The following is a 23,743-nucleotide window of genomic DNA, read 5'->3' on the forward strand; positions in this document are numbered from 1 at the left end:
CTTGTCCGCGCCCGCGCGCCTCGCGGCAAGCGCCCTGCCTTGCCCGCCGGCCCGGTCTCAGCCCAGCGTCACGCGCGCGAACTTGCGCTTGCCGACCTGCAGCACGTAGGTGCCGGCGTCGAGCTTGAGGCCCTTGTCGGAGACGACGCCGCCGTCCACGCGCACGCCGCCCTGCTCGACCATGCGCATGGCCTCGCTGCCGGAAGCCACGAGGTTCGCCTGCTTGAGCAGCGCGCCGATGCCCAGCGGGGCGCCGCCGAGGCTGAGCTCGGGGATGTCGTCCGGGATGCCGCCGCGGGCGCGGTTGTTGAAGTCGGCCTCGGCGGCGTCGGCGGCGGCCGCCGAATGGAAGCGCGTGGTGATCTCCTTGGCGAGCAGCACCTTGGCGTCCTTGGGGTTGCGCCCGCCCTCGACTTCCGCCTTGAGCGCGGCGATCTCGGCCTCGGAGCGGAAGCTCAGCAGCTGGAAATACTTCCACATCAGCGTGTCGCTGATGGACAGCAGCTTGGCGAACATGGCGTTGGCCGGCTCGCTGATGCCGATGTAGTTGCCCTTGCTCTTGGACATCTTCTCGACGCCGTCCAGGCCTTCGAGCAGCGGCATGGTCAGGATGCACTGCGGCTCCTGGCCGTACTCGGCCTGCAGCGCGCGGCCCACGAGCAGGTTGAACTTCTGGTCGGTGCCGCCGAGTTCCAGGTCGGACTTCAGCGCCACGGAGTCGTAGCCCTGCATCAGCGGATAGAGGAACTCGTGCACGCTGATCGGCGTGCCGGCCTTGAAGCGCTCGGCGAAGTCGTTGCGCTCCATCATGCGCGCCACGGTGTAGCGGGCGGCGAGCTGGATCATCCCGCGCGCGCCCAGGGCGTCGCACCACTCGGAGTTGTAACGAATCTCGGTGCGGGCCGGGTCCAGGACGAGGCTGGCCTGCTTGTAATAAGTCTGGGCGTTGACCTCGATCTGCTCGCGCGTGAGCGGCGGGCGCGTGCTGTTGCGGCCGGACGGGTCGCCGATGGTCGAGGTGAAGTCGCCGATCAGGAAGATGACCTGGTGGCCCAGGTCCTGCAGCTGGCGCAGCTTGTTCAACACCACCGTGTGGCCGAGGTGGATGTCGGGGGCGGTCGGGTCCAGGCCGAGCTTGATGCGCAGCGGCACACCGGTGGCCTGCGAGCGCGCCAGCTTGGCGACCCATTCCGGCTGCGGCAACAACTCGTCACAGCCACGCAGGCTCACGGCCAGCGCGGCGCGCACTTCATCGGTAATCGGGGGGTTGACGGGTGCGGCGGATGTGGCAGTCGTCACGTTTTCTGACATAGCGCAGTGAATTGCAGGATTTTGAATGTAAGAGCGGGTGAGACGCTGGGTATACTCCGCGCGGTTGCCGCAATGGCCACACCAAAGAGGTACCACTTCCGGCCGAAGTCGCAATTCTAGCGATTGGCCCTGGGAGGTTTTTTCAGACCCTTGCAGCCAGTCTCACTTCCGTGCTGCAAAACCAGCGGGCCTGCGCCCGGCATTGAAGTTCAGATGACGGGATGGCTTGACCGCGCGGCTGCGAACGCGCACAAATTTGCTCAACGGCACCCCCGCGCAGTCGCCGCCGGTGTGCTGTGCTCGCTGGCGGGTTTCGCCGCGACGGCCTTCGGCGTGGCCACGCCCGCCGCGCCGGGCACCGAGATCGCGCAGCAGGTGATCAGCGAGACGGTGCAGCCGCTGCCGGTGCACGAGCAGCTCGAAGCGCTGGCCGGACACGGCCTGGAGCTCAGCCGCAGCACCGCGGGCCAGTCCCGCGACACCGCCGACAGCATCCTCTCCCGCCTGGGTGTCAGCGACGCCTCGGCCCTGGCCTTCCTGCGCCGCGACCGCGGCGTGCGCGAGCTGCTCGACGGCCGCCTGGCGCGCATGTTCAGCGCCCGCGCCGACGAGAGCGGCCGCCTCATCGAGCTCATCGCCCGCTACCCGGCTCCGAAGAAGGAGCAGATCAACACGCACTTCACGCGCGTGACGCTGCGCCCCGACGGCCGCGGCGGCTGGAAGGTGGACAAGCAGCTGGCGCGGCTGGAGTCGCAGGTGCGCCTGGGCAGCGGCACGGTGGGCAAGTCGCTGTTCACGGCCACCGACGAGGCGGGGCTGCCCGACGGCATCGCGGCGCAGCTGTCGGAGATGTTCGCCGACGAGGTGGACTTCCACCGCGAGATCAAGAAGGGCGACACCTTCAGCGTCGTCTACGAGACGCTCACCGCCGACGGCGAGCCCATCAACTGGAACGAGGGCGCGGGCCACCTGCTGGCGGCCGAGTACGTCAACGGCGGCCGCACGCACCAGGGCATGTGGGTGCGCGACGCGCTGGGCCGCGGCATGTACGTCGGCCTCGACGGCCAGCCCAAGAAGCGCGGCTTCCTGGCCAGCCCGATGGAGTTCTCCCGCGTGACCTCGGGCTTCGCCATGCGCATGCACCCGATCCTGCAGACGCTGCGCGCCCACCAGGGCGTGGACTACGGCGCGCCCGTGGGCACGCCGGTGCGCACCGTGGGCGACGGCGTGGTGAACTTCGCCGGCTGGCAGAACGGCTACGGCAACGTGGTCGAGATCCAGCACGAGGGCGAGCGCAGCACGCTCTACGCGCACCTGAGCCGCATCGACGTGCGCAAGGGCGAACGCGTCGAGCAGGGCGAGCGCATCGGCGCCGTGGGCGCCACGGGCTGGGCCACCGGCCCGCACCTGCACTTCGAATTCCGCATCCGTGGCGTGCACCAGGACCCGCTGCAGGTGGCGCGCTCCTACAACCCCGCGCCGCCGGTGTCGCGCGCCGAGCTGCAGCAGCTGGCCTCGGCCGCGCGCACGCAGATCGACGCCGCGCGCAGCGTGGGCGCCGTGCGCAGCGAGTGATCGACACGCCGGCACTCTTCATCGGCCTGATGTCCGGCACCTCGCTGGACGGGCTCGACGGGGTGCTGGTCGATTTCGCGTCCCCTGCTTCTCCCGGCCCCAGCCTGCGCGTGCTCGCGCATGCGCACCGGCCGCTGCCGCCGGCCTTGCGCGCCGAGATGCTGGCGCTCAACCGCAGCGGCGCCGATGAACTGCACCGCGCCGCGCTGGCGGCCAATGTGCTGTCCGAGCTGGAAGCCGCGCTGGTGCAATCGCTGCTGGAGGCGGCCGGCGTGCCGGCCGGCGCCGTGCGTGCCATCGGCGCCCACGGCCAGACGCTGCGCCACCAGCCCGGGCTGCACGACGGCCGCGGCTACACGCTGCAGCTGCACAACGGCGCGCTGCTGGCGGAACTCGCCGGCATCGACGTGGTGTGCGACTTCCGCAGCCGCGACGTGGCCGCCGGCGGCCAGGGCGCACCGCTGGTGTGCGCCTTCCACCAGGCGCTGTTCGCGCGTCCCGACACGGACATCGCCGTGCTCAACCTGGGCGGCCAGTCGAACCTGACGCTGCTGCGCGCCGACGGCGGCCTCCTGGGCTTCGACTGCGGCCCGGCCAACGCGCTGCTCGACGGCTGGTGCGAGCGCCACACCGGGCAGGCTTTCGACGCTTCCGGCGCCTGGGCCGCTGGCGGGCGCGCGGACGCGGCGCTGTTGCAGTCGCTGCTGAACGAGCCCTTCTTCGCGCGCCGTCCGCCCAAGAGCACCGGGCGCGACGATTTCAACCTGGCCTGGCTGGACGCGCGGCTGGCCGCGCTGCCCGCGGCGCCGGCCGCGCGCGACGTGCAGGCCACCCTGTCCGCCTTCGTCGCGGCCACCGTGGCCGATGCGCTGCGGCGCGAGGCGCCGGCCACGCGCGAGCTGCTGGCCGCTGGCGGCGGCGCGCACAACGCCGACCTGCTGCAGCGGCTGCGCGTGCTGCTGCCCGGCGTGGCGGTGCTGACCACGGCCGAGCGCGGGCTGGCAGTGGACCAGGTCGAGGCCACGGCCTTTGCCTGGCTGGCATGGGCGCACCTGGCGCGCCGGCCCGGCAACCGGGTCGAGGTCACGGGCGCGCGCGGGCCGCGGGTGCTGGGCGCGCTCTACCCGGCCTGACCGGCGGGCGCAGCGGCGCCGGTTGCGCGCTCAACCGAGCACGAACGCCGCACGCCGGCGCCGCCCATGAAAAAGCCGCCCCGGGGGCGGCCTTGTCGCGAGCGGGTGTCGCGTGGTGCGCGACGGGCGGGGGGGCTTCAGGTCGTCGAGAAGCTGGAGCCGCAGCCGCAGGTGGTGGTGGCGTTGGGGTTCTTGATGACGAACTGCGCGCCCTGGAGGTCTTCCTTGTAGTCGATCTCGGCGCCCATCAGGTACTGCAGGCTCATGGCGTCGATGAGCAGCGTGACGCCGTTCTTCTGCATTTGGGTGTCGTCCTCGTTGACCAGCTCGTCGAAGGTGAAGCCGTACTGGAAGCCCGAGCAGCCACCGCCTTGCACGAACACGCGCAGCTTGAGGTCCGGATTGCCTTCCTCGGCCACCAGGTCGGCCACCTTGGCCGCGGCGCTGTCGGTGAAGATGATCGGCGCGGGCATGCCGTCGGTGGTGAGGTCGGTGCTTTGTTCAGCCACAGCGCTCATGCGGAGCTCTCCTGAGGGAATTTGGAAACGAAAAAGACACCGGAATTGTCCCCGATGCGGACGGCGCGCCGTCATCGCGGCGCCAATTCATCCATCCCGAAAAAGGCCAAATCCGGCACGAAAAAGCAAAGGCCGCCCGGAGTGCGGAGCGGCCTTGGCACGGCGTGGGAGTCGCAGGGCACGCCGCCCTGGCGCCGCGGTCGCCCGGAGTGAACCCCCGGGACAACAGCGGCAGCGAAAGTCGATCAGCGCTTGCTGAACTGCTTACGGCGGCGGGCGCCGTGCAGGCCGACCTTCTTACGCTCGACTTCACGCGCGTCGCGCGTGACGAAGCCGGCGCGGCTCAGTTCGGGCTTGAGGGCCGCGTCGTAGTCGATCAGGGCGCGGGTGATGCCGTGGCGCACGGCGCCGGCCTGGCCGGACTCGCCGCCACCTTCGACGTTGACCTTGATGTCAAAGGCCTCGCCATTGTTCGTCAGCATCAGGGGCTGCTTGACGATCATGATCGAGGTCTGACGGCCGAAGTACTGGTCGACCGGCTTGCCGTTGACCAGGATCTGACCCGTGCCGCGCTTGATGAACACGCGCGCCACCGACGATTTGCGGCGGCCGGTGCCGTAGTTCCATTCTCCGATCATCACCGCTCCTTAGATCTCGAGGACCTTGGGTTGCTGGGCGGTGTGCGGGTGCGTATCACCGGCGTACACCTTCAGCTTCTTGACCATGGCATAGCCCAGCGGACCCTTGGGCAGCATGCCCTTGACGGCCTTTTCCAGGGCGCGGCCCGGATGCTTGGCTTGCATGTCCTTGAACTTCGTGGCGTAGATGCCGCCCGGGAAGCCCGAGTGGCGGTAGTACACCTTGTCGTTGGCCTTGTTGCCGGTCACGCGCAGCTTGTCTGCGTTGACGACGACGATGAAGTCGCCGGTGTCCACGTGGGGCGTGTAGATGGCCTTGTGCTTGCCGCGCAGACGGAGTGCCACTTCGCTGGCGACACGTCCGAGCACCTTGTCGGTGGCGTCAATCACAAACCACTCGTGCACGACTTCGGCCGGCTTGGCGCTGAAGGTCTTCATGAGGGGGTCTTTCGGTTGAGGGTCACCCGCGAATCGGGCCACCCGGTGACGGCTGCATGCGTTGCGCTCGGCCCCGGTGCCGCAAGTCTCCTTGCCGCCTCAAGGCTCATGTCCCGCAGTGCCCAAAGAGCGCTGGAAACAGGCACAACTTCCCCGCCGTTGACAGGAAAGCCGAACATTGTAGCCCAGAAAGCGAAAACCGTGTGGATGTGCAAACGTCACGGCGTTGTGAACTCCCCATGACCAGGAGGCAGGGTTAACCCTTGATTGGGATAACATCCGCCCCACTTTCGGGAAAACCCTGAGTCATCTTATGTCTGCCCCGCCCTCCACGCCGATCCGCCGTTCCGCCACGCCCGCCGCCCCCGCGCCGCGCGTGGGCTGGGTGCCGATCCGCTCGCTGGCGCAGCGGCACCGGCCGCTGATCCTGGCGCACCTGCTGGCGCTGGGCGACAACGACCGCTACCTGCGCTTCGGCTACGCCGCTTCCGACGCCCAGGTGCGCCGCTACGTGGACGGCATCGACTTCGGCCGCGACGAGGTGGTGGGCATCTTCGACGAGGCGCTGGAGCTGGTCGCGGTGGCGCACCTGGCGCACATTGCCAGCGCCAACGGCGCCGCGCCGATGGCCGAGTTCGGCGTCTCGGTGCTGCCGCGCGCGCGCGGCCGCGGCTGGGGCAGCCGGCTGTTCGAGCGCGCCGTGCTGCACGCGCGCAACTGGGGCGCCGACACCATGGTGATCCACGCCCTGACCGAGAACACGCCCATGCTGCGCATCGCGCGCAAGGCCGGCGCGCGCATCGAGCGCGACGGCGGCGAGGCCCAGGCGATGCTGCGCCTGCCGCCCGAAGACGCCGGCTCGCGCATGGACGCGCTGGTGGCACAGCAGGCCGGCGAGTTCGACTACCAGCTCAAGCTCCAGGCCCTGCGCCTGCAGCAGTGGTGGCGCATGATGCTGCCCCGCGCCGGCGCGCCCAGCCCGGCCAACTGAGGCGAGGTCCCGCCCGGGTCCCGGCTTGGCCCTGCCGCCCGGAGCGCCGCAGGCGCCGGTCTAGCATGCGCGGATGACTTCCTACGCCGCCCTGCGCCCCGAATCCGTGCTCGACGCCGTGGCCGCCGCGGGCTTCGACCCCGACGGCCGGCTGCTGCAACTCAACTCCTACGAGAACCGCGTCTTCCAGGTCTTCCTGGAGGACGGCGCCGTTGTCGTCGCCAAGTTCTACCGCCCGGGTCGCTGGAGCGACGCGCAGATCCTCGAAGAGCACGCCTTCTCGCTGGCCCTTGAAGCCGCCGACGTGCCGGTGGTCGCCCCCCTGGCGCTGCAGCCGCGCAACCAGGGCGAGATCGAGCTGCTGGGCGTGCCGGCGACCCTGGCGCGCATCCGCCTCGACGGCGAGCCCTTCCGCTACAGCGTCAGCCCGCGCCGCGCCGGCCGCGCGCCCGACCTCGAAGACCCGATGGTGCTGCAGTGGCTCGGCCGCTTCCTGGGCCGGCTGCACGCCGTGGGCACCGAGGCGCCCTTCGAGCACCGCCGCACGCTCGACGTCGCCACTTTCGGCGAGGCCGCGCGCATGCGGCTGCTCGAAGGCGACTTCATCCCGCCCGATCAGCTGCCCGCCTGGCGCAGCAGCTGCGACGCGGCGCTGGCCGCCGTGCGCGAGGCCTTCGACGGCGTCGGCGCCGTGCGCCGGCTGCGCCTGCACGGCGACTGCCATCCCGGCAACATCCTGTGGCGCGACGAGGGCCCGCACGTGGTGGACCTGGACGACGCCTGCACCGGCCCCGCGGTGCAGGACCTGTGGATGCTGCTCTCCGGCGATCCGGCCACCATGGCCGCGCAGCTGGGCCAGATCCTGCAGGGCTACCGCGTCTTCATGCCCTTCGACGCGCGCGAGCTGGCACTCGTCGAGCCGCTGCGCACCCTGCGCATGATCCACCACAGCGCCTGGCTGGCCGAGCGCTGGAGCGACCCGGCCTTCCCCGCCGCCTTCCCCTTCTTCGGCACCGCGGCCTATTGGTCGGAGCAGACGACGCAGTTGCGCGAGCAACTGGCCTCGATGGGCGAGGCGCCGCTGGAGCTGTATTGATTGCAGTCCCCACTCAAGACTGAAAGTCTGGTTCGTCATGCCCGCGCAGGCGGGCATCCAGGCGGCCCCCAAGTCGCCGAAAGCCGGACGGCCGGCGTACCAAGGGCCGGGACACAGCAGGCGCTGCGCATCGGCTTGCGGCCTGCTTGGGGACTGCCTGGATTCCCGCCTTCGCGGGAATGACGGTGTAGTGGGCGCGGCGACTTCGCTGGTGGCCAGCAAAGCCGCTTCCTTGCTGGGCCGCTTAGGCGCTCAGCAGCCGCGTCACCCGCTGCACGTAGCTCGCCGGGTCGTCGAGGTGGCCGCCCTCGGCCAGCCAGGCCTGGTCGAAGAGCAGCTGCGCCAGGTCGTCGAAGCGGCCGTCGTCGCTCTCCAGCTTCTTCACCAGCGGGTGCTCGGCGTTGACTTCGAGGATCGGCTGCGACTTCGGCGCCTGCTGGCCGGCCTGCTTGAGCAGCCGCGCCAGGTGCGCGCTCATGTCGCCTTCCTCCACCACGATGCACGCCGGCGACTCCACCAGCCGCGTCGTCACGCGCACGTCCTTGGCGCGGTCCTTGAGCGCGGTCTTGAGCTTCTCCAGCACCGGCTTGAAGGCCTCGGCGGCCTCCTCGGCGTGCTTCTTCTCTTCCTCGTCCTGCAGCTTGCCCAGGTCCACCGCGCCCTTGGCCACGCTCTGCAGCGGCTTGCCGTCGAACTCGTACAGGTGCGAGAGCATCCACTCGTCCACCCGGTCGGACAGCAGCAGCACCTCCAGGCCCTTCTTGCGGAAGATCTCCAGCTGCGGGCTGCTCTTGGCGGCGGCCAGCGTCTCGGCGGTGATGTAGTAGATCGCCTCCTGCCCCTCCTTCATCCGGGACACGTAGTCGGCGAAGCTCACGCCCGAGTCGGCGTGCGTGGAGGCGAAGCGCAGCAGCTTCGCGAGACGCTCCTGGTTGGCGTGGTCCTCGCCGACGCCTTCCTTGATCACGGCGCCGAACTGCTCCCAGAACTTCTCGTACTGCTCCTTCTGGTTCTCGGCCAGGTCCTCCAGCATCGACAGCACGCGCTTGGTCGAGCCCTCGCGGATGGCCTTCACGTCGCGGCTTTCCTGCAGCAGCTCGCGGCTGACGTTCAGGGGCAGGTCGGCCGAGTCGATCACGCCCTTGACGAAGCGCAGGTACACCGGCATCAGCGCCTCGGCGTCGTCCATGATGAACACGCGCTTGACGTAGAGCTTGACGCCGCCGCGCTTGTCGCGGTTCCACAGGTCGAAGGGCGCCTTGGCCGGGATGTAGAGCAGCTGCGTGTACTCGGTGCGCCCTTCCACGCGGTTGTGCGTGTAGGCCAGCGGCGCCTCGCTGTCGTAGCTGAGCTGCTTGTAGAACTCCTTGTACTCGGCGTCGGTCACGTCGCTCTTGCTGCGCGTCCACAGCGCGGCGGCCTTGTTGACCGTCTCCCACTCGTCGGTCGTGACCTGTTCCTTCTTCTCCGCGTCCCAGGTCTCCTTGCGCATCAGGATGGGCAGCGAGATGTGGTCGGAGTACTTGTTGATGATCGACTTCAGCCGCCACGCCGACAGGAACTCGTCCTCGCCCTCGCGCAGGTGCAGCGTCACGTCGGTGCCGCGCTTGTCCTTCGTGATGGTCTCGACCTCGAAGTCGCCGGCGCCCTCGCTGCTCCAGCGCACGCCCTCCTCGGCCGACAGCCCCGCGCGGCGCGACTCGACCGTGATGCGGTCCGCGACGATGAAGCCGGAATAGAAACCCACGCCGAACTGGCCGATCAGCGCCGCGTCCTTCTTCTGGTCGCCTTCCAGCCGCGCCATGAACTCGCGCGTGCCGCTCTTGGCGATGGTGCCCAGGTGCGCCGTGGCCTCCTCGGCGCTCATGCCGATGCCGTTGTCGCTGATCGTGACCGTGCGCGCCGCGGCGTCGAAGGTGACCCGCACCTCCAGGTTGGGCTGGTCGCCGTACAGCGCGTTGTCGTTCAGCGCCTCGAAGCGCAGCTTGTCGCAGGCGTCGGAGGCGTTGGAGATCAGCTCGCGCAGGAAGATCTCCTTGTTCGAGTACAGCGAGTGCGTGACGAGGTGCAGGATCTGCTTGACCTCAGCCTGGAACGAGAGGGTCTGTTTGTGCATGGTCTTGTGTGTCGAGGAAAAGAAAGTCCCGCCTCCACCGCGGGGCGGCCCGCAGATGGGGCCGCCCCCCCGGGGCTTCAAGGGGCGCCCTTCCCCGCTCGCACCGGCCGCGCCGGCGCCGCGTCAGTCCAGGTCCGACACCCTGGGCGCCTCGTGGCGGCGCTGCAGCCCGCCCAGGGCCAGGCCCAGCGCGAAGCTGCCGTAGACCATCCACAGGCTCTCCGTCTTGAGCCGGTGCTGGAAACCGGGCGTGAACCGCTCGGGGGTCAGCTTCAGGTCCACCACCGCCGCCAGCGCCGCCACGCCGGCGGCGTCCACCAGCGCGCCGGTGACGGTGCGGCGCTCGCGCCGCGCCTGCAGCGTCTCGTACAGCCCGGCCCAGAGCATGGCCGAGGCGGTGTGGATCGCCGCGCCCACCAGCGTGTGGCTGGCCGTCACGTCCTCGCGGTGCACCGCCTCCCGGCCGTGCACCCACTGCGAGGGCGCGTTCAGCGGGGCCACGGCGCTGCCGGTGTCGGCCTTGCCGCGCGCGGCCATCAGCCCGCCCGACAGCGCCGAGGCCAGCAGTCCGTCCTTGATGGCGCGCTGCGCCGTGTTGACGATGAATTGCGTGGTCACGCCCATGGATGTCACCTCTCCAGATTGATTGGGGAATGCGGCTTGCCGAACCGGCACGCCCGTTTCGGCAAGCGCCGTTCCCCGGATCACCCCCCCGCGACTTCCTCTCGCCTCCCCCGCTTCCACCCCGGATGAAAGTCCTCCTCACCGGCGCCACCGGCTTCATCGGCAGCAGCCTGCGCCCGCTCCTGCTGGCCGCCGGCCACGAGGTGGTCGGCGTGGCGCGCCACGCGCCGCAGCAGGGCAACCCGCCCGGGCAGCACTGGCTGGCGCTGGACTTCGCCCAGGCCACCACGCCCGCGCACTGGCTGCCGCACCTGCGTGGCGTGGACGCGGTGGTCAACGCCGTGGGCATCTTTCGCGAGTCCGGCACCCAGACCTTCGAGGCGCTGCACCACCGCGCCCCGGCCGCGCTGTTCGAGGCCTGCGCCCAGGCCGGCGTGCGGCGCGTGGTGCAGGTGTCGGCGCTGGGCGTGGAGGCGGGGCTGACCGCCTACCAGCGCAGCAAGCATGCCGCCGACACCGCCCTGCTGGCGCTGCCGCTGGATGCCACCGTGGCGCAGCCTTCGCTGGTGTTCGGCGAGGACGGCCCCAGCGCCCGCTTCTTCCTGATGCTCTCCAGCCTGCCGCTGCTGGCGCTGCCGCGCGGCGGACCGCTGCAGCCGGTGCACGTGGACGACGCCGCCGCGGCGCTGCTGGCGCTGCTGCAGGCCCCGCCCGGCGCCTGGGCCGGGCGCCGCGTGGCGCTGGTCGGCCCGCAGCCGATGCCGCTGGAGGCGTACCTGCAGTCGCTGCGCGCCGCGCAGGGCCTGCGCCGCGCGCCGGTCGTCCCCGTGCCGGCGCCGCTGGGCGCCCTGGGCGCGCGCGTGGCCGGACGCCTGGGCAGCACGCTGCTGGACGCCGACAGCTGGACCATGCTGCAGCAGGGCAACGCCGCGCCGGCCGACGCCGTCACCGCGCTGCTGGGCCGCGCGCCGCGCCCGCCGCGCGAGTTCATCGCGCCCGCGCACGCCGACGCGGCCCGCACCCGCGCCCGCCTGGGCTGGGCGCTGCCGCTGCTGCGCCTGTCGCTGGCGCTGGTGTGGCTGATCACGGCCGCCGTCTCCTTCGGCCTGTACCCGGTGGAGCGCAGCTACGAGTTGCTGGCGCGCACCGGCATCCCGCCGGCGCTGCAGCCGCTCATGCTCTACGGCGCCGCCGGGCTCGACCTGCTGCTGGGCGTGCTCACGCTGTGGCCGCTGCGCCCGCACTGGCGCCGCCGGCTGTGGGCGGCGCAGGCCTTGTTGATCGGCTTCTACACCGTGCTGATCACGTGGCGGCTGCCCGAGTTCTGGCTGCACCCCTACGGGCCGCTGAGCAAGAACCTGCCCATCCTGGCCGCGCTGGCGCTGCTGGCGGCGCTGGAGCCGCACACGGCACCCGCCCGGCCCGTTCACTCCGCCGACACCAAGGGCCGCTGATGGACTACATCGTCGTGAAATGGCTGCACGTGCTCTCCAGCACGCTGCTGTTCGGCACCGGGCTGGGCTCGGCCTACTACATGTTCTTCACCAGCCTGACGCGCGACCCGCGCGCCGTGGCGACGGTGGTGCGCTTCGTGGTGCTGGCCGACTGGCTGTTCACCACCACGACCATCATCTTCCAGCCTCTGAGCGGCTGGTACCTGGCGCACCTGGCCGGCATCCCGCTGACCACGCCGTGGATCTTCTGGAGCTTCGTGCTGTACTTCGTCGCCGGCGCCTGCTGGCTGCCGGTGGTGTGGATCCAGATCCGCATGCGCGCCCTGGCGCAGGCCGCCGTCACGCACAACGAGCCGCTGCCGCCGCGCTACTTCCAGCTGCTAAAGGTCTGGACCGCGCTGGGCGTGCCGGCCTTCGTGGCGCTGGTCGTCGTCTTCTACCTGATGGTGGCCAAGCCGACCTGAAGCGCCGCGGGATCAGGCCGCGTAGTCCTCGCGCACGTAGTAGTCGCCGGTGTTGTCGGTGGAGGCGAAGTGGCGGGCGCGGTCGGCGTCGCGCACGACGTTGAACTTCACGTCCTCGTGGCGCGCGAACATCACCACCGTGTCGCCGCCGTGCAGGTGCAGCAGCACGTCGCCGTTGACCAGCGGCTCGGCCAGCAGCACCTTGGCGCCGGACAGCCGCTCGCACATGGCGCGCCGGCGCGCGTTCTGGAAGCGCTGGTCGTGCACGGCGTCCTGGCGCTTCTCGGGCTGCAGCTCGTCCTCGGCGCGGAACAGCGCCTGCTCGATCTGGCGCTGCCAGTCGCGCAGCACGTCGCGGCGGAAGGCCGCGGGCATGTCTTCCAGGCGGCCGAGGTGAACCTCGCCTTCGCCGCTTTCCCAGTCCACTTGCAGGGCAGGCAGTTGCATCGCGCTCTACTTCAGAAATTTGACAACTCGATGCGCCAGTCTGCCCTCCGCTGCCGCACGGCAGTAGGAACAACAACCGCCCTGCAGGGGCGCTGTTCACCGTTTGGTCCCAGTGCGTGAAATCTGCCCGCGCCACGCCGGCGCGGGCGGGGCCGTCAATGCAGCATCGGCCGCGGCGGATGCGGGTCCTGCAGCGGCACGTCGCCCGGCGGCGGGTCGTTGATCTCGCCCGGCACCTCGTCGGGCTCGGGCGCCTCGGCCGGCCCGGCCGGCCCGCGCGGCGGGGCTTCGGGCGGCGGCGTCACCGGCAGCTCATGCAGCCGCCAGCACGGCGGCGGGAGGATGTCAGCGGCATTCATGCGGGCGCTCTCCGATCCAGGACGGACGCGCCGCGCTGCAAGCGACGCGCCCGACCGGCCCGCCCCGCCCCGACGCCGCCGCCTTTGCCGACGCCGGCAAAAAGCGCCGGTAAGCGCCGCTACCGGGGCGCGTGCCGGTCTTCACCCGGGACGTGCCCCCGGCGCGCGGCGTCGTGGCCGGGACCCGGCGCCCACGCGACAGGGCCGCTGTCGGCGGGCAGCGCCACCGCGGGCACGCGCCCTGCTCCGATGCCCGCAGCCCCGGGCACACCACCGTCGCCGCCAGTCTCCCTCCCCTCCTTCCCCAATATGGCGGCTTCGGGCCCGGGGTTCTTTTCTTCCGGGGTCACTTCCCTCCTCGTCGGACGCTCACTTCTGCCGCGGGCGCTGCAGTTGCGAGCCCGGCTGCGCCAGCCGTCCGGCGCGCAGCTCGGCCACGGCCTGCGCCAGCGCGCGCGCCGCGTTGCGCACCTCCTCCTGCACCGCCTCATCGGCGTCCAGGCTGTCGTGGCTGGTGGCGTAGGGCTCCCAGTAGCCGATGTAGCGCTCCAGCTTGGCGAAGGCGCCGGCATCCACCAGCCCCATCCAGTCCAGCCAGTCGGCCAGCGCGTCGCGCACGCCGCCGGCGCCCTCCACGTCGCCGTGCACCACCACCGCGTAGGCGCGCCCGGCCAAGTGCTTCGGGTAGGACCAGCCCTTCAGCTCCAGCGCCTTGGCCTTTTCCGCGTCCTTGCCGCCGGTGCTGGTCGGGTCCGGGTTGCCGCCGTCGGCGCACACGAGCCGGTCGATCATCAGCTTCAGCGGGCTCGTCGCCTGGTACCAGTGCACCGGCGTGACCAGCATCACCCCGTGCGCCGCCACCCAGCGCTCGTAGATCTCGTTCATCCAGTCGCCGGTCTGCTGCAGCGAGTGGTTTGGATAGCACGAGCACGGCCAGTGGCACAGCGGCATGGCGGTGGAGACGCAGCCCTTGCACGGGAAGATGCGCAAGTGCGGCGCCGAGGTCAGCAGGCTCAGGTCGAGCACGTCGGGCTCCAGCCCGGCCCGCGCCAGCGCCTCGCTGGCCAGCAGCACCAGCCGGTGCGTCTTGGAGCGCTCGCCCGGACAGGTGCCGTCGTTGCGCGGCGAGCCGCACACCAGCAGCACGCGCGAGGGCGTGGCCGCGTCCTGCTGCCGCGCCTGCGCCGCCCGCAGCCGCTCGTGCGCGGCGCGCCATTCGTCGGACAGCTCGTAGGACGGGTCGGCGAAGCCCGGCCCGGCCGGCGCCTTGAAGGGCGCCTTGCGTCCCTCCTGGTACGCCTGCCAGGCGATCTCCTCCAGCCGCGAGATGGCCGCGTCCTCGGCACGGAACGCCGGGTCGATGAAGCTCAACCTGAAACGCTCGCCGAAGGCGCCGCGCTCCAGCGGCGGCGGCGTCTGCCCCTTGCGCACGCCGCCGCTCATGGGGACACCCTCGCGCCGCGCGCGCGGACGGTGAAGTCACGGGAACACATCGGGACACCTCCGGGAAAAGCCTGGGCCGCCCGACTGCAAAGCCCGTTCCCGAAAGCCGCGTGACCCCCCCGCCTTGGCACGGGCCTTGCCGAACCTCTGCGCATGGCAACCGCATTGCGTATCGGCCGCGTCGGCCGCTGGATCCTCGGGGCACTGGGCCTGCTCGTGCTGGCCTTGCTGCTGTGCGAGGCGCTGGGCTGGCGCTTCCTGCGCGACCCGCTGCAAAGCCGCCTCTCCACCGCGCTGCAGCGCGAGGTGCGCTGCGGCCCGACCTTCAGGTTGCACCTGCTGGGCTCCGTGCGCATGCAGTGCAGCGAGGTGTTCCTGGGCTCGCCCGAAGGCCAGCCCGTGCTGCTCGACGAGCAGAACAACCCGCGCCCGCTGCTGCTGGCCACCGGCGTGCGGCTGGCCGTGCCCTGGTCCTCGCTGCTGGCGCTGCGCCGCGGCGAGGGGCTGGAGACGGTGGAGATCCGCTCGCTGACCATCGAGCAGCTCGAAGCCAACCTGGCGCAGGACAAGGACGGCCGCGCCAACTTCAAGTTCGGCGAGGCCAAGCCGAAGGCGGCGGACGAAGAGGACAAGCCGCTGCTGCTGCCGCGCTTCGGCGAGCTGCAGCTGCGCCAGGGCCGGCTGCGCATGGAGGACGCGCTGCACGCGCTCTCGGTCGATGGCCGCATCAGCACCGACGAGGGCAGCGCCGGCGGCGCCAACGCCGGGCTGCAGGCCCAGGCCGACGGGCGCTGGCGCGGCCAGCCGCTGAAAGTGGGGCTGCAGGCCGGCGGCGCGCTGCCGCTGGTGGCCGGCGCAGGCGCGCCGCCGGTGCCGCTGAAGCTGCGCATCGAGGCCGCCAACACCGTCGTCGAGCTTGACGGCCGCGTCGCCGACGTGATGTCGCTGCGCGCCCTGGACGGCACCTTCCGCGTCAAGGGCGCGTCGCTGGCCGGCGCCGGCGGCTTCCTCAGCCTCACGCTGCCCACCACCGGCCCCTTCGAGATGAACGGCCGCATCACCAAGGAAGAGGACCGCTACCGCGCGCAGGTCGCCTCCTTCACCGTGGGCACCAGCCGGCTGCGCGGCGATTTCAGCTTCGACGCCGCCGCCAAGCCGCCGCGCCTGTCGGGCACCCTGGCCGGGCAGCGCCTGGCGCTGTCGGACCTGGCCCCGGCCGTGGGCGCCGACAACGGCGAGGACAAGCCCGCCGCCGCGCGGCCCAAGGGCGGCCGCGTGCTGCCGCAGCAGGAGTTCGACCTGCCCAAGCTCGGCCTGATGCAGGCCGACGTGCGCATCGACCTGGCCCAGGCCTACCTCGGCACCGACGCGCTGGAGGACTTCAGGCCGCTGCAGGGCCGCCTCACGCTGCAGGACAGCGTGCTGACGGTGCAGGACCTGGTGGCGAGCACGGCCGGCGGCCAGATGCGCGGGCGCATCGCGCTCGATGCCCGCCCGAAGCAGCCGCTGTGGACGGCCGACCTGCGCTGGTCCGACGTGCGGCTGGAGCGCTTCGTCAAGCCGCGCAACCCCACCGCCGCCGAGGGCCGGGGCAACGACGCGCCGGACCCGGGCTACGTCAGCGGCATCCTGGGCGGGCAGGCGCAGCTGCGCGGCGCCGGGCGCTCCACCGCCGCGATGCTGGGCTCGCTCGACGGCGGCCTGGACCTGTGGGTGCGCGACGGCGCGCTGTCGCACCTGGTGATCGAGGCCCTGGGCCTGGACGTGGCCCAGGCGCTGGGCGTGCTGGTCAAGGGCGACCGGCGCCTGCCGCTCAACTGCGCCGTGGTGCGCGTGAAGGTGCAGGACGGCCTGGTGCGCCCGGAGGCCGCGGTGTTCGACACCAGCGACACCACCATCGTCGCCAGCGGCGAGGTCTCGCTGGCGCTGGAGCGCCTGGCGCTCACGCTCGCGGCCCGCCCCAAGGACTTCTCGCCGCTGTCGCTGCGCTCGCCGGTGCACGTCAACGGCACCTTCGGCAACCCGGAAGTGCAGCTCGACAAGGGCAGGCTGGCCCTGAAGCTCGGCGCCGCCGCGGCACTGGCCTTCGTCAACCCGCTGGCCGCCGTGCTGCCGCTGATGGACATGGGCGAGAAGGACAAGGCCGGCTGCCAGCAGGCGCTGCAGCAGCAGCAGAAGACCAGCCGCTGAGCCCGGGGCAGCGGCAAGGCAGTCCCGCGCCGGCCCTGCCCCGTCCCGGCTCGAGGCCGCGGGACTGCCCACGGGATGGGCGCCGCCGTCCCTTCACGCGTGGCCCAAACGCCACGGCCCCCTGGGAACAGGTCTTGCCAGAACCCTGCCTGACGGGCTTTCCGCCCCGGCTCCTGCCGCCGCGGAAAGGCCACACGTCGCCCGCGACGAAGCAACCGCAGAAAGGACAAGACATGAGCCAGCACGACCAATCCGGCCGGCACGACTTGCGCAACGAGGACGGCCGGTCCGGTCAGGGCCGCCAGCAGCATGAGCAGGGCGGCTACAGCGCCGGCCAGCGCACCGGCGCCGGCACCACCTACGGCGACTACAGCGGTGGCCGCCAGGGCAGCGTGCAGGACCAGGTCAGCGGCGCCTACGGCCGCGGCATGGGCAACGACGCCAACTACGGCGGCTCGCAAAGCGACCAGTGGACCGGCCGCCAGGACAGCAGCGCCCAGCACAACGCGCAGAACTTCGGTGGCGGCACGCACGAGCAGGGCAGCCCCTTCGGCGGCCTGGGCCAGATGGGCCGCACCGACCTCTCCGGCAGCGGCGGCCAGCACCAGCAGAGCCAGCAGCAGCGCACCAGCCAGGGCGGCCAGTACCAGCAGGGCGGCTACCAGGGTGGCCAGCAGGGCGGACAGTCCGGCCGCGGCACCGATTACGGCTCGCACAACCTGCACGGCGGCCATGAGGGCAGCTACCAGGGCAGCTACCAGGGCAGCGGCCAGCACGCCCAGTCCGGCTCCCTGCCCGGCCAGCAGGACGGCGGCAACTGGGGCCTGCAAAGCCGCCACCACCAGGGCACCGACTACGGCTCGCACAGCGTCCAGGGCGGCCATGAAGGCGCCTACCAGGGCAGCTACCAGGGCCAGGGCAGCCACCAGCAGAGCCAGTCCGGCGGCCCCGGCAGCCAGCAAGGCGGCCAGTGGGCGCCGCAGCGCGACTGGGGCCAGCAGTCCGGCGCCTCCAGCATCTACGGCAGCCAGCACAGCCAGGGCGGCAGCCAGCAGGGCCAGCACGGCGGCCCGGGCGGCTGGGGCCAGCACAACCAGTCCGGCGGCTTCGGCCAGCAGCAGCGCGGCGGCAACCAGGGCGGCCATGCCGACGACATGCGCGGCGGCATGGGCAACAGCGGCTACGGCGCCCAGGGCGGCTACGGCGGCTACCAGGGCGGCGAGCACAGCCAGGGCGGTGGCGGCTACCAGCACGCGCAGGGCGCGCAGCAGGGCTTCCAGCAGGGCGGCCAGGCCGGCACCGGCTTCAGCAGCCAGCAAAGCCAGTCCGGCGGCGGCTTCCGCGGCGGCCAGCACGCCACCAGCTTCACCGGCGGCCAGGGCAGCCAGATGAGCGGCGCCTGGGGCGGCGACCAGCAGGCTGGCCAATGGGGCAGCCAGCACAGCGGCATGGGCGGCGGCCAGGGCGCGGGCTACAGCGGCCAGGGCGGCGAGCACGGCAGCCGCCAGGGCGGCATGCAGGCCAGCGTCCTGAGCGGCGGCGGCCAGCACGGCGGCCTGCACAGCAGCCCGCAGGGCGGCTACGGCGACGACATGCGCAGCGGCCCGCAGGGCACGCACCACAGCGGCTACGGCAGCGGCATGCCCGGCAGCACCTACGGCCCGGGCATCAACGAGAACCGCTCCGGCAGCCAGCAGCACCTGACCAACTTCGTCGGCGGCGAGCAGCAGGGCGGCCACCGCGGCGGCCAGCCGCAGCACACCCAGTCCGGCGGCTACGGCGGCCAGCACACCGACATGGGCCGCTACGGCACCCAGGGCGGCTTCGGCGGCAACCCGCAGCACAGCCAGGGCGGCGGGCAATGGGGCCAGCAAGGTGGACAGCACGGCCCATCCGGCGGCTACGGCAGCCAGCAGGACCTGGGCGGCGGCTACCGCGGCCAGCAAGGCGGCGGGCAAGGCAGCCAATGGGCCGGCCAGGGCGCCTACGGCAGCTCGCAGCACAGCCAGTCCGGCGGCTTCGGCGGCCAGCAAGGCGGCCCGAACTGGGGCGGCCAGGGCGGCTACGGCGGCTCGCAGCACAGCCAGGGCGGCGGCCAATGGGGCCAGCAGGGCGGCCAGCACGCCACCCAGGCCACGCAGCACAGCCCGTCCGGCCACGGCCTGATCCAGCAGGCCGCCGCGGCAGCCAGCCAGGGCGGCTACGGCGACGACATGCGCGGCGGCAGCGGCCTGGGCAACTTCAACGCGGGCCAGCACCAGCAAGGCGGCTACGGCGGCCAGCAGCAAGGCGGCCAGCACAGCCAGTCCGGCGGCTACCAGTGGGGCCAGCAGGGCGGGCAGCCGCACAGCGGCATCCACGGCACCGGCCACCAGCAGGGCGGCCCGTCGCAGGGCAGCTGGGGCGGCGGCAGCCACCAGGCCAGCCAGTTCAGCGGCAACCTGCACCAGCAGGGCGGCGGCTCGCAGGGCTTCGAGGGCTCGCAGGGCCGCGGCTACGGCGGCCCGCAGAGCTCGCAAGGCGCCCACCAGGGCGGCAGCCACGACGAGCACTTCGACCCCGAGTACCAGCAATGGCGCACCGAGCAGATGCGCAGCCTCGATGACGACTACCGCAGCTGGCGCCAGGACCGCTACAAGAAGTTCACCGACGAGTTCAGCCAGTGGCGCAGCAGCCGCACCGGCCAGGGCTCGCAGGGATCCTCTGCCCAGGGCTCCCAGTCCTCTCAGAGCAGCAGCATGGGCAGCAGCGGTACGGGCAGCAGCATGGGCAGCAGCAGCGGCGGCGGCCAGGGCCGCACCTCGCAGGGCAGCAGCGGCTCGCAGGGCAGTGCCGGCGGAGGCGACCTGCACGGCAGCGGCTCGCCGGGTGCCGGCGCGATGAGCAGCGGCGGCAGCGCCACGCACAGCACCAGCAGCCAGGGCGCCGGCGGCGGCCTGGGGGCGGCTTCGGGCGGGCTGGGCGCCGAGCGCTTCGGCAACGAGGCCAAGCCCGGCACCATGGGCTCGCAGTCCGGCGCCTCGGGCAGCGAGGCCAGCGCCTCCTCCACCGGCGGGCTGAGCCAGAGCAGCGCCGGGCTGGGATCGAGCCTGTCCTCGATTGACAGCCAGTCGGGTGCCTCCGACTTCAGTCGCGGCAGCGACAGCGACCGCGCGCTGGGCAGCACCGGCTCCAGCGCCAGCAGCCAGGGCGGCGCGTCCAGCAGCAGCCTGTCCTCGGGCAGCCTGTCGTCGAGCAGCGGCAATGCCGCCGGCGGCACGGGCAGCAGCAGCACCGGCGGCAGCGGCGCCAGTGGCGCGGGCCTGGGTGGCGGCGGGTCCTCACTGACGGCCGGCGGCGGCAGCACCGGCGCGGGCCAGGGCAGCAGCCTGTCCACGGCGCCGAGCAGCGCCGGCAGCTCCACCAGCGGCAGCGACAAGTCCTCGTCCGCGTCCGGGCTGGCCTCCAGCGGCTCCGGCGGCACGGGCAGTTCCTCGGCGGCGGGCCTGAGCACGGCGGGCGGCAGCCCGATGTCGGGCAGCGGCAGCACGGGCAGCACGGGCTCGTCCACGCCCACGGGCAGCACCGGCTCGACCAGCAGCGGCATGAGCCACTCGGGCAGCAGCTCTGCCTCCAGCGGCGGCGGCCGCGCCGCCGGCATGCCCAGCGGCAGCGGCACGGGGCCGTCGGCGGTGGCGTCCTCGTCGTCGCCCTCGACGGGCAGCAGCAGCGGCAGCGCTGCGACCTCGGTGGGCTCCGCTGGGAGCAGCCCGGGTTCCGCGGGTTCATCCGGAGCCACGGGCGGCGGCTCGAAGGCTTGAGGTGGTCTAAGGTGACGGGCGGCGCGCTTGCCCCAGGCGCCGCTCTTCCGAAGCAGGCGCCCCACCCGGGGCGCCTTTTCTTTTCCCGGGCGGGCCTGCCCTGCCCCATGCGTTTTCGAGGCTTGTTCTTCAGTTCCAGGGAGTCCCATGAAACGTGTTCCCCGCGCCTTCGGCCGGCTGCTGCAGCGCCGGCGTGAGCTGCTGTTGGGCATGGCCGCGCTGGGCGGCGTGGCGCTGCAGGCGCGACAGGCGCGCGCCGCCGCGCTGCCGACGCGTCCCGGCGCGGGGCCGGCGTCGCGCGACGAGGCCCGGCGCCGCGGCGCCGCAGCGGCGGCCGGGAGCACCGCGGTGCTGATGGCCCGCGGCGGCAACGAGGACCGGCGCGACGAGATGGCGGTGCTGCGCCGCTTCGTGCAGGCCTGCGGCGGGCCGCAGGCGCGCATCGTCGTGCTCACGGCGGCCAGCGCCGTGCCGCAGATCCTGTGGGCCGGCTACGAGCGCGCCTTCGCCGCGCTGGGCGTGGCCGGCTGCGTGGAGATGGCGCTGGGCTCGCGCGAAGACGCCGATTCGCCCGCGGCGGTGCGCGAGATCCTGGCCGCCGACGGCGTGTTCATGACCGGCGGCGACCAGCGCCGGCTGCTGTCCGTGCTCGGCGGCAGCGCCGTGGCCGAGGCCATGCGCCGCGCGCGGGCGCAGCGCGGCACCTGCGTGGCCGGCACCAGCGCGGGGGCGGCGGCCCTGTCCGGGCGCATGCTCGCCGGCGGGCGCGCGCCGCTGCTGCCGGAAAAGGACGTGGTGCTGCTCGACGCCGGGCTGGACCTGCTGCCCGGCGCGATCGTGGACCAGCACTTCTCCGAGCGCCGCCGCCTGGCGCGGCTGATGTCGGCCATGGCGCAGCACCCCGAGCTGCTGGGCGTGGGCATCGACGAGGACACGGCGCTGGTGGTCGGGCGCGGCGGCATCGAGGTCGTGGGCAGCGGCGCGGTGACGCTGCTCGACGGTCGCCACATGGGATCGAGCGTCAAGCAGGCGCAGCCCGGCGAGCGGCTGACGCTGGCGGGACTGCGCATCCACGTGCTGCAGTCCGGGCAGCGCCTGGAGCTGGCCCCCGGCGGCACGGCCACGGTCGCCGCGCCGGGGCTGCAGGAGGCGGTGGAGCTGCTGGTGCGGGCGGTGTGAAGTCGGCCTGACGCCTCCCGTCAGCAGCGCCGTCCCGCACCTCGATCCGTCATTCCGGCGGAAGCCGGAAGCCACGCGCACCGTTGCGGTGGAACGGCCGACGCTGGCACGTGCCTGCGCTGACCAGCGCGACATCGCAACGTTCGTGGATTCCGGCTTTCGCCGGAATGACGAAGTAGAAGGCGCGGCCGCTCAGCTCATGGCCGGCGCCCTTCCCAGCCCAAGCGTTCAGGCGGTCAAGCAACTCACACGTGCTTCCTGCGCCGCTCCACCGCCTCGATGCGCAGCGTCTGGCGGTACTTGGTGACGGTGCGCCGCGCCACGACCAGGCCCTGGCGCGCGAGCTGGCGCGCGATCTCGGCGTCGGACAGCGGGGTCTCGGGACGCTCGGCCTCGATCATGTCCTTGATCAGCCCGCGGATGGCCGTGGCCGAGCAGGTGCCGCCGCCGGCAGTGGCCATGGCGCGCGAGAAGAAGTACTTCAGCTCGAACACGCCCAGCGGCGTGGCCATGTACTTGTTGTTGGTGACGCGCGAAACCGTCGATTCGTGCAGGCCCACCTCGTCGGCGATCTCGCGCAGGCCCAGCGGCTTCATCGCCATGGCGCCGTATTCCAGGAAGTGGCGCTGCCGGTTCACGATCGCCTGCGCGACGCTGACGATGGTCGAGAAGCGCTGCTCGACGTTGCGCACCGTCCAGCGCGCTTCCTGCAGGTGCGCCGCGAGCTCGGCATGCATGCCGTTGCGGTGCCGCTGGAACAGCTCGGCGTAGACGCGGTTCAGGCGCACCTTGGGCACGATCGCCGGATTGAGCGTGGCGATCCACTGGCCGCGCACCTTGCGCACGATCACGTCGGGCGTGAGGTACTGGATGTTGGCCGCGCCATAGCGCCAGCCCGGGCGCGGGTCGAGGCGGCGGATGCGCGCGCACACGGCCTCCACCTCCTCCACCGGGCGCGACAGGAAGCGCGAGAGCGTGTTGACGTCCTTGGACGCCAGCGCGTCGAGCTTCTCGCTGATGACGGCCTGCGCCAGCGCGCGCTGGTGCGAGCACTCGATGGCGGGCAGCTGCAGCAGCAGGCACTCCTGCACGCTGCGCGCGCCCACGCCCGCGGGCTCCAGCGACTGCACGCGCTTGAGCGCGATCTGCATCTCTTCGAGCGTGGCCTCGGGATCGAGCTCGCACACCTCGACCAGCTCTTCCAGCGGCAGGCGCAGGTAGCCGTCGTCGTCGAGCGACTCGACGATCGCCTTGGCCAGCGCCGAGTCGCGCTGCGACAGCGGCAGCAGGTTGATCTGGCTGTGCAGGTGCTGCGCCAGCGAGCTCTGCACCGCCATCGTGTCCATCAGGCTGAGCTCGCCGTCCTCGCGCTTGCGGTTGCTGCTGCTGCCATCGGCCTGCCAGGAGTCGCGCTCGGCGTCGCGCTCGGAGCCGCTGTCGGTGCCGCCGTAGTCGGGCGCCTCGCTGGTGTCGGGGACGGTGGGGTTGGTTAATGCGTCGGCAGCCAGCGGCGCACCGGGCGCGTCAGGATTGGCCGGCGCTTCGGGCTCGCTCTCGTCGGCTTCCAGGAACGGGTTGCGGCCCAGCGCCTCCTGGACCTCCTGGGCGAAGTCCAGTGACGACAGTTGCAGCAGCCGCACGGCCTGCTGCAGACGCGGAGACAGGGCCTGCTGCTGCCGGTGCTCGGTGCGAAGCACGGGTGCGTTCATTCAGTACTCCTCTTGATCTTGGATCGACGCCCGTTGGCGTCTCGCAGGCACTGTGTCCGCACCCTTCATGCCAGGATTCAGCGTACTGAACAAGTTGTCACGTTTGAACCAATTCCGGCCCTCTGCCGTTCGGTCGCAAGAGGCGCTTCCTCACACCGCGCGCCGTGCGTTGCTTGCATTTCGTAAACAAATGGAACGGCACGGGGTGCAACTTTTTCTGTCAGTCCGGAAACGTGCACACCGCGCCGCGGCGCGGGC

The 23,743-nt window shown here is 72.0% G+C and carries 19 protein-coding genes; 9 read left to right on the forward strand and 10 right to left on the reverse strand.

Annotation, left to right across the window (positions count from 1 at the left end):
- Positions 1 to 57 precede the first annotated feature (57 nt).
- Positions 58 to 1,299 (reverse strand): tyrosine--tRNA ligase, encoded by a 1,242-nt coding sequence (gene tyrS / locus FJ694_RS17315; RefSeq protein ID WP_232540084.1) that lies wholly within the window; start codon positions 1,297 to 1,299, stop codon positions 58 to 60.
- Positions 1,300 to 1,602: 303 nt separating this feature from the next.
- Here tyrS and FJ694_RS17320 point away from each other — a divergent pair, with 303 nt between their 5' ends.
- Together FJ694_RS17320 and FJ694_RS17325 are read left to right on the forward strand one after the other, a co-directional pair.
- On the forward strand, positions 1,603 to 2,886 hold the full coding sequence (locus FJ694_RS17320; protein WP_232540085.1) for a M23 family metallopeptidase: 1,284 nt from the start codon (positions 1,603 to 1,605) through the stop codon (positions 2,884 to 2,886).
- Positions 2,883 to 4,019, forward strand: coding sequence for an anhydro-N-acetylmuramic acid kinase (locus FJ694_RS17325; protein WP_157268499.1), 1,137 nt, complete (start codon positions 2,883 to 2,885; stop codon positions 4,017 to 4,019). Before FJ694_RS17320 ends, FJ694_RS17325 begins: the two co-directional genes overlap by 4 nt.
- A gap of 137 nt (positions 4,020 to 4,156) precedes the next feature.
- On the opposite strand, the gene erpA is transcribed toward FJ694_RS17325, so the two are convergent.
- From erpA to rplM, 3 genes are all read right to left on the reverse strand, one after another.
- Entirely contained in the window at positions 4,157 to 4,537 is a 381-nt protein-coding gene (erpA, locus tag FJ694_RS17330) for an iron-sulfur cluster insertion protein ErpA (protein WP_157268500.1), read from the reverse strand.
- A gap of 245 nt (positions 4,538 to 4,782) precedes the next feature.
- Positions 4,783 to 5,175: a 30S ribosomal protein S9 gene (gene rpsI, locus FJ694_RS17335; RefSeq protein WP_157268501.1), complete on the reverse strand. Its 393-nt coding sequence runs from the start codon at positions 5,173 to 5,175 to the stop codon at positions 4,783 to 4,785.
- A gap of 9 nt (positions 5,176 to 5,184) precedes the next feature.
- Positions 5,185 to 5,613, reverse strand: coding sequence for a 50S ribosomal protein L13 (gene rplM, locus FJ694_RS17340; RefSeq protein ID WP_157268502.1), 429 nt, complete (start codon positions 5,611 to 5,613; stop codon positions 5,185 to 5,187).
- A 313-nt stretch (positions 5,614 to 5,926) separates the two neighbouring features.
- Here rplM and FJ694_RS17345 point away from each other — a divergent pair, with 313 nt between their 5' ends.
- Complete coding sequence (locus tag FJ694_RS17345; protein ID WP_157268503.1) at positions 5,927 to 6,604, forward strand: GNAT family N-acetyltransferase; 678 nt, start codon at positions 5,927 to 5,929, stop codon at positions 6,602 to 6,604.
- A 73-nt stretch (positions 6,605 to 6,677) separates the two neighbouring features.
- Positions 6,678 to 7,700 carry a serine/threonine protein kinase gene (locus FJ694_RS17350; RefSeq protein ID WP_157268504.1) on the forward strand — a complete coding sequence of 341 codons (1,023 nt, stop codon included), beginning with the start codon at positions 6,678 to 6,680 and terminating at the stop codon, positions 7,698 to 7,700.
- Positions 7,701 to 7,944: 244 nt separating this feature from the next.
- Here the strand turns inward: FJ694_RS17350 and htpG are convergent, their stop codons facing one another.
- Together htpG and FJ694_RS17360 are read right to left on the reverse strand one after the other, a co-directional pair.
- Complete coding sequence (gene htpG / locus FJ694_RS17355; protein WP_157268505.1) at positions 7,945 to 9,816, reverse strand: molecular chaperone HtpG; 1,872 nt, start codon at positions 9,814 to 9,816, stop codon at positions 7,945 to 7,947.
- 123 nt (positions 9,817 to 9,939) lie between these two features.
- Entirely contained in the window at positions 9,940 to 10,434 is a 495-nt protein-coding gene (locus FJ694_RS17360; protein ID WP_198320875.1) for a hypothetical protein, read from the reverse strand.
- A gap of 131 nt (positions 10,435 to 10,565) precedes the next feature.
- On the opposite strand from FJ694_RS17360, the gene FJ694_RS17365 reads away from it, so the two are divergent.
- Together FJ694_RS17365 and FJ694_RS17370 are read left to right on the forward strand one after the other, a co-directional pair.
- Positions 10,566 to 11,894 carry an SDR family oxidoreductase gene (locus FJ694_RS17365; protein ID WP_157268507.1) on the forward strand — a complete coding sequence of 443 codons (1,329 nt, stop codon included), beginning with the start codon at positions 10,566 to 10,568 and terminating at the stop codon, positions 11,892 to 11,894.
- On the forward strand, positions 11,894 to 12,358 hold the full coding sequence (locus FJ694_RS17370; RefSeq protein WP_157268508.1) for a DUF2269 family protein: 465 nt from the start codon (positions 11,894 to 11,896) through the stop codon (positions 12,356 to 12,358). The genes FJ694_RS17365 and FJ694_RS17370 overlap by 1 nt, the downstream gene beginning before the upstream one ends.
- 12 nt (positions 12,359 to 12,370) lie before the next feature.
- Here FJ694_RS17370 and FJ694_RS17375 read toward each other — a convergent pair whose 3' ends face one another.
- The 3 genes from FJ694_RS17375 to FJ694_RS17385 form a co-directional block, all read right to left on the reverse strand.
- On the reverse strand, positions 12,371 to 12,805 hold the full coding sequence (locus FJ694_RS17375) for a hypothetical protein (protein ID WP_157268509.1): 435 nt from the start codon (positions 12,803 to 12,805) through the stop codon (positions 12,371 to 12,373).
- Positions 12,806 to 12,960: 155 nt separating this feature from the next.
- Complete coding sequence (locus tag FJ694_RS17380; RefSeq protein WP_157268510.1) at positions 12,961 to 13,164, reverse strand: hypothetical protein; 204 nt, start codon at positions 13,162 to 13,164, stop codon at positions 12,961 to 12,963.
- 369 nt (positions 13,165 to 13,533) lie between these two features.
- On the reverse strand, positions 13,534 to 14,607 hold the full coding sequence (locus FJ694_RS17385; RefSeq protein WP_157268511.1) for a flavodoxin family protein: 1,074 nt from the start codon (positions 14,605 to 14,607) through the stop codon (positions 13,534 to 13,536).
- A 153-nt stretch (positions 14,608 to 14,760) separates the two neighbouring features.
- Between FJ694_RS17385 and FJ694_RS17390 the strand changes: the two genes are divergently transcribed.
- The 3 genes from FJ694_RS17390 (at position 14,761) to FJ694_RS17400 (ending at position 21,776) form a co-directional block, all read left to right on the forward strand.
- Positions 14,761 to 16,797 carry an AsmA family protein gene (locus tag FJ694_RS17390; RefSeq protein WP_157268512.1) on the forward strand — a complete coding sequence of 679 codons (2,037 nt, stop codon included), beginning with the start codon at positions 14,761 to 14,763 and terminating at the stop codon, positions 16,795 to 16,797.
- 233 nt (positions 16,798 to 17,030) lie between these two features.
- Entirely contained in the window at positions 17,031 to 20,597 is a 3,567-nt protein-coding gene (locus FJ694_RS17395; protein ID WP_157268513.1) for a hypothetical protein, read from the forward strand.
- Between the two features lie 147 nt (positions 20,598 to 20,744).
- Positions 20,745 to 21,776: a cyanophycinase gene (locus FJ694_RS17400; protein WP_157268514.1), complete on the forward strand. Its 1,032-nt coding sequence runs from the start codon at positions 20,745 to 20,747 to the stop codon at positions 21,774 to 21,776.
- A 245-nt stretch (positions 21,777 to 22,021) separates the two neighbouring features.
- On the opposite strand, the gene FJ694_RS17405 is transcribed toward FJ694_RS17400, so the two are convergent.
- Complete coding sequence (locus FJ694_RS17405; protein WP_157268515.1) at positions 22,022 to 23,485, reverse strand: RNA polymerase factor sigma-54; 1,464 nt, start codon at positions 23,483 to 23,485, stop codon at positions 22,022 to 22,024.
- Between the last annotated feature and the right edge of the window lie 258 nt (positions 23,486 to 23,743).

Source organism: Azohydromonas aeria, assembly GCF_009760915.1.
Classification (GTDB): domain Bacteria; phylum Pseudomonadota; class Gammaproteobacteria; order Burkholderiales; family Burkholderiaceae_C; genus Azohydromonas; species Azohydromonas aeria.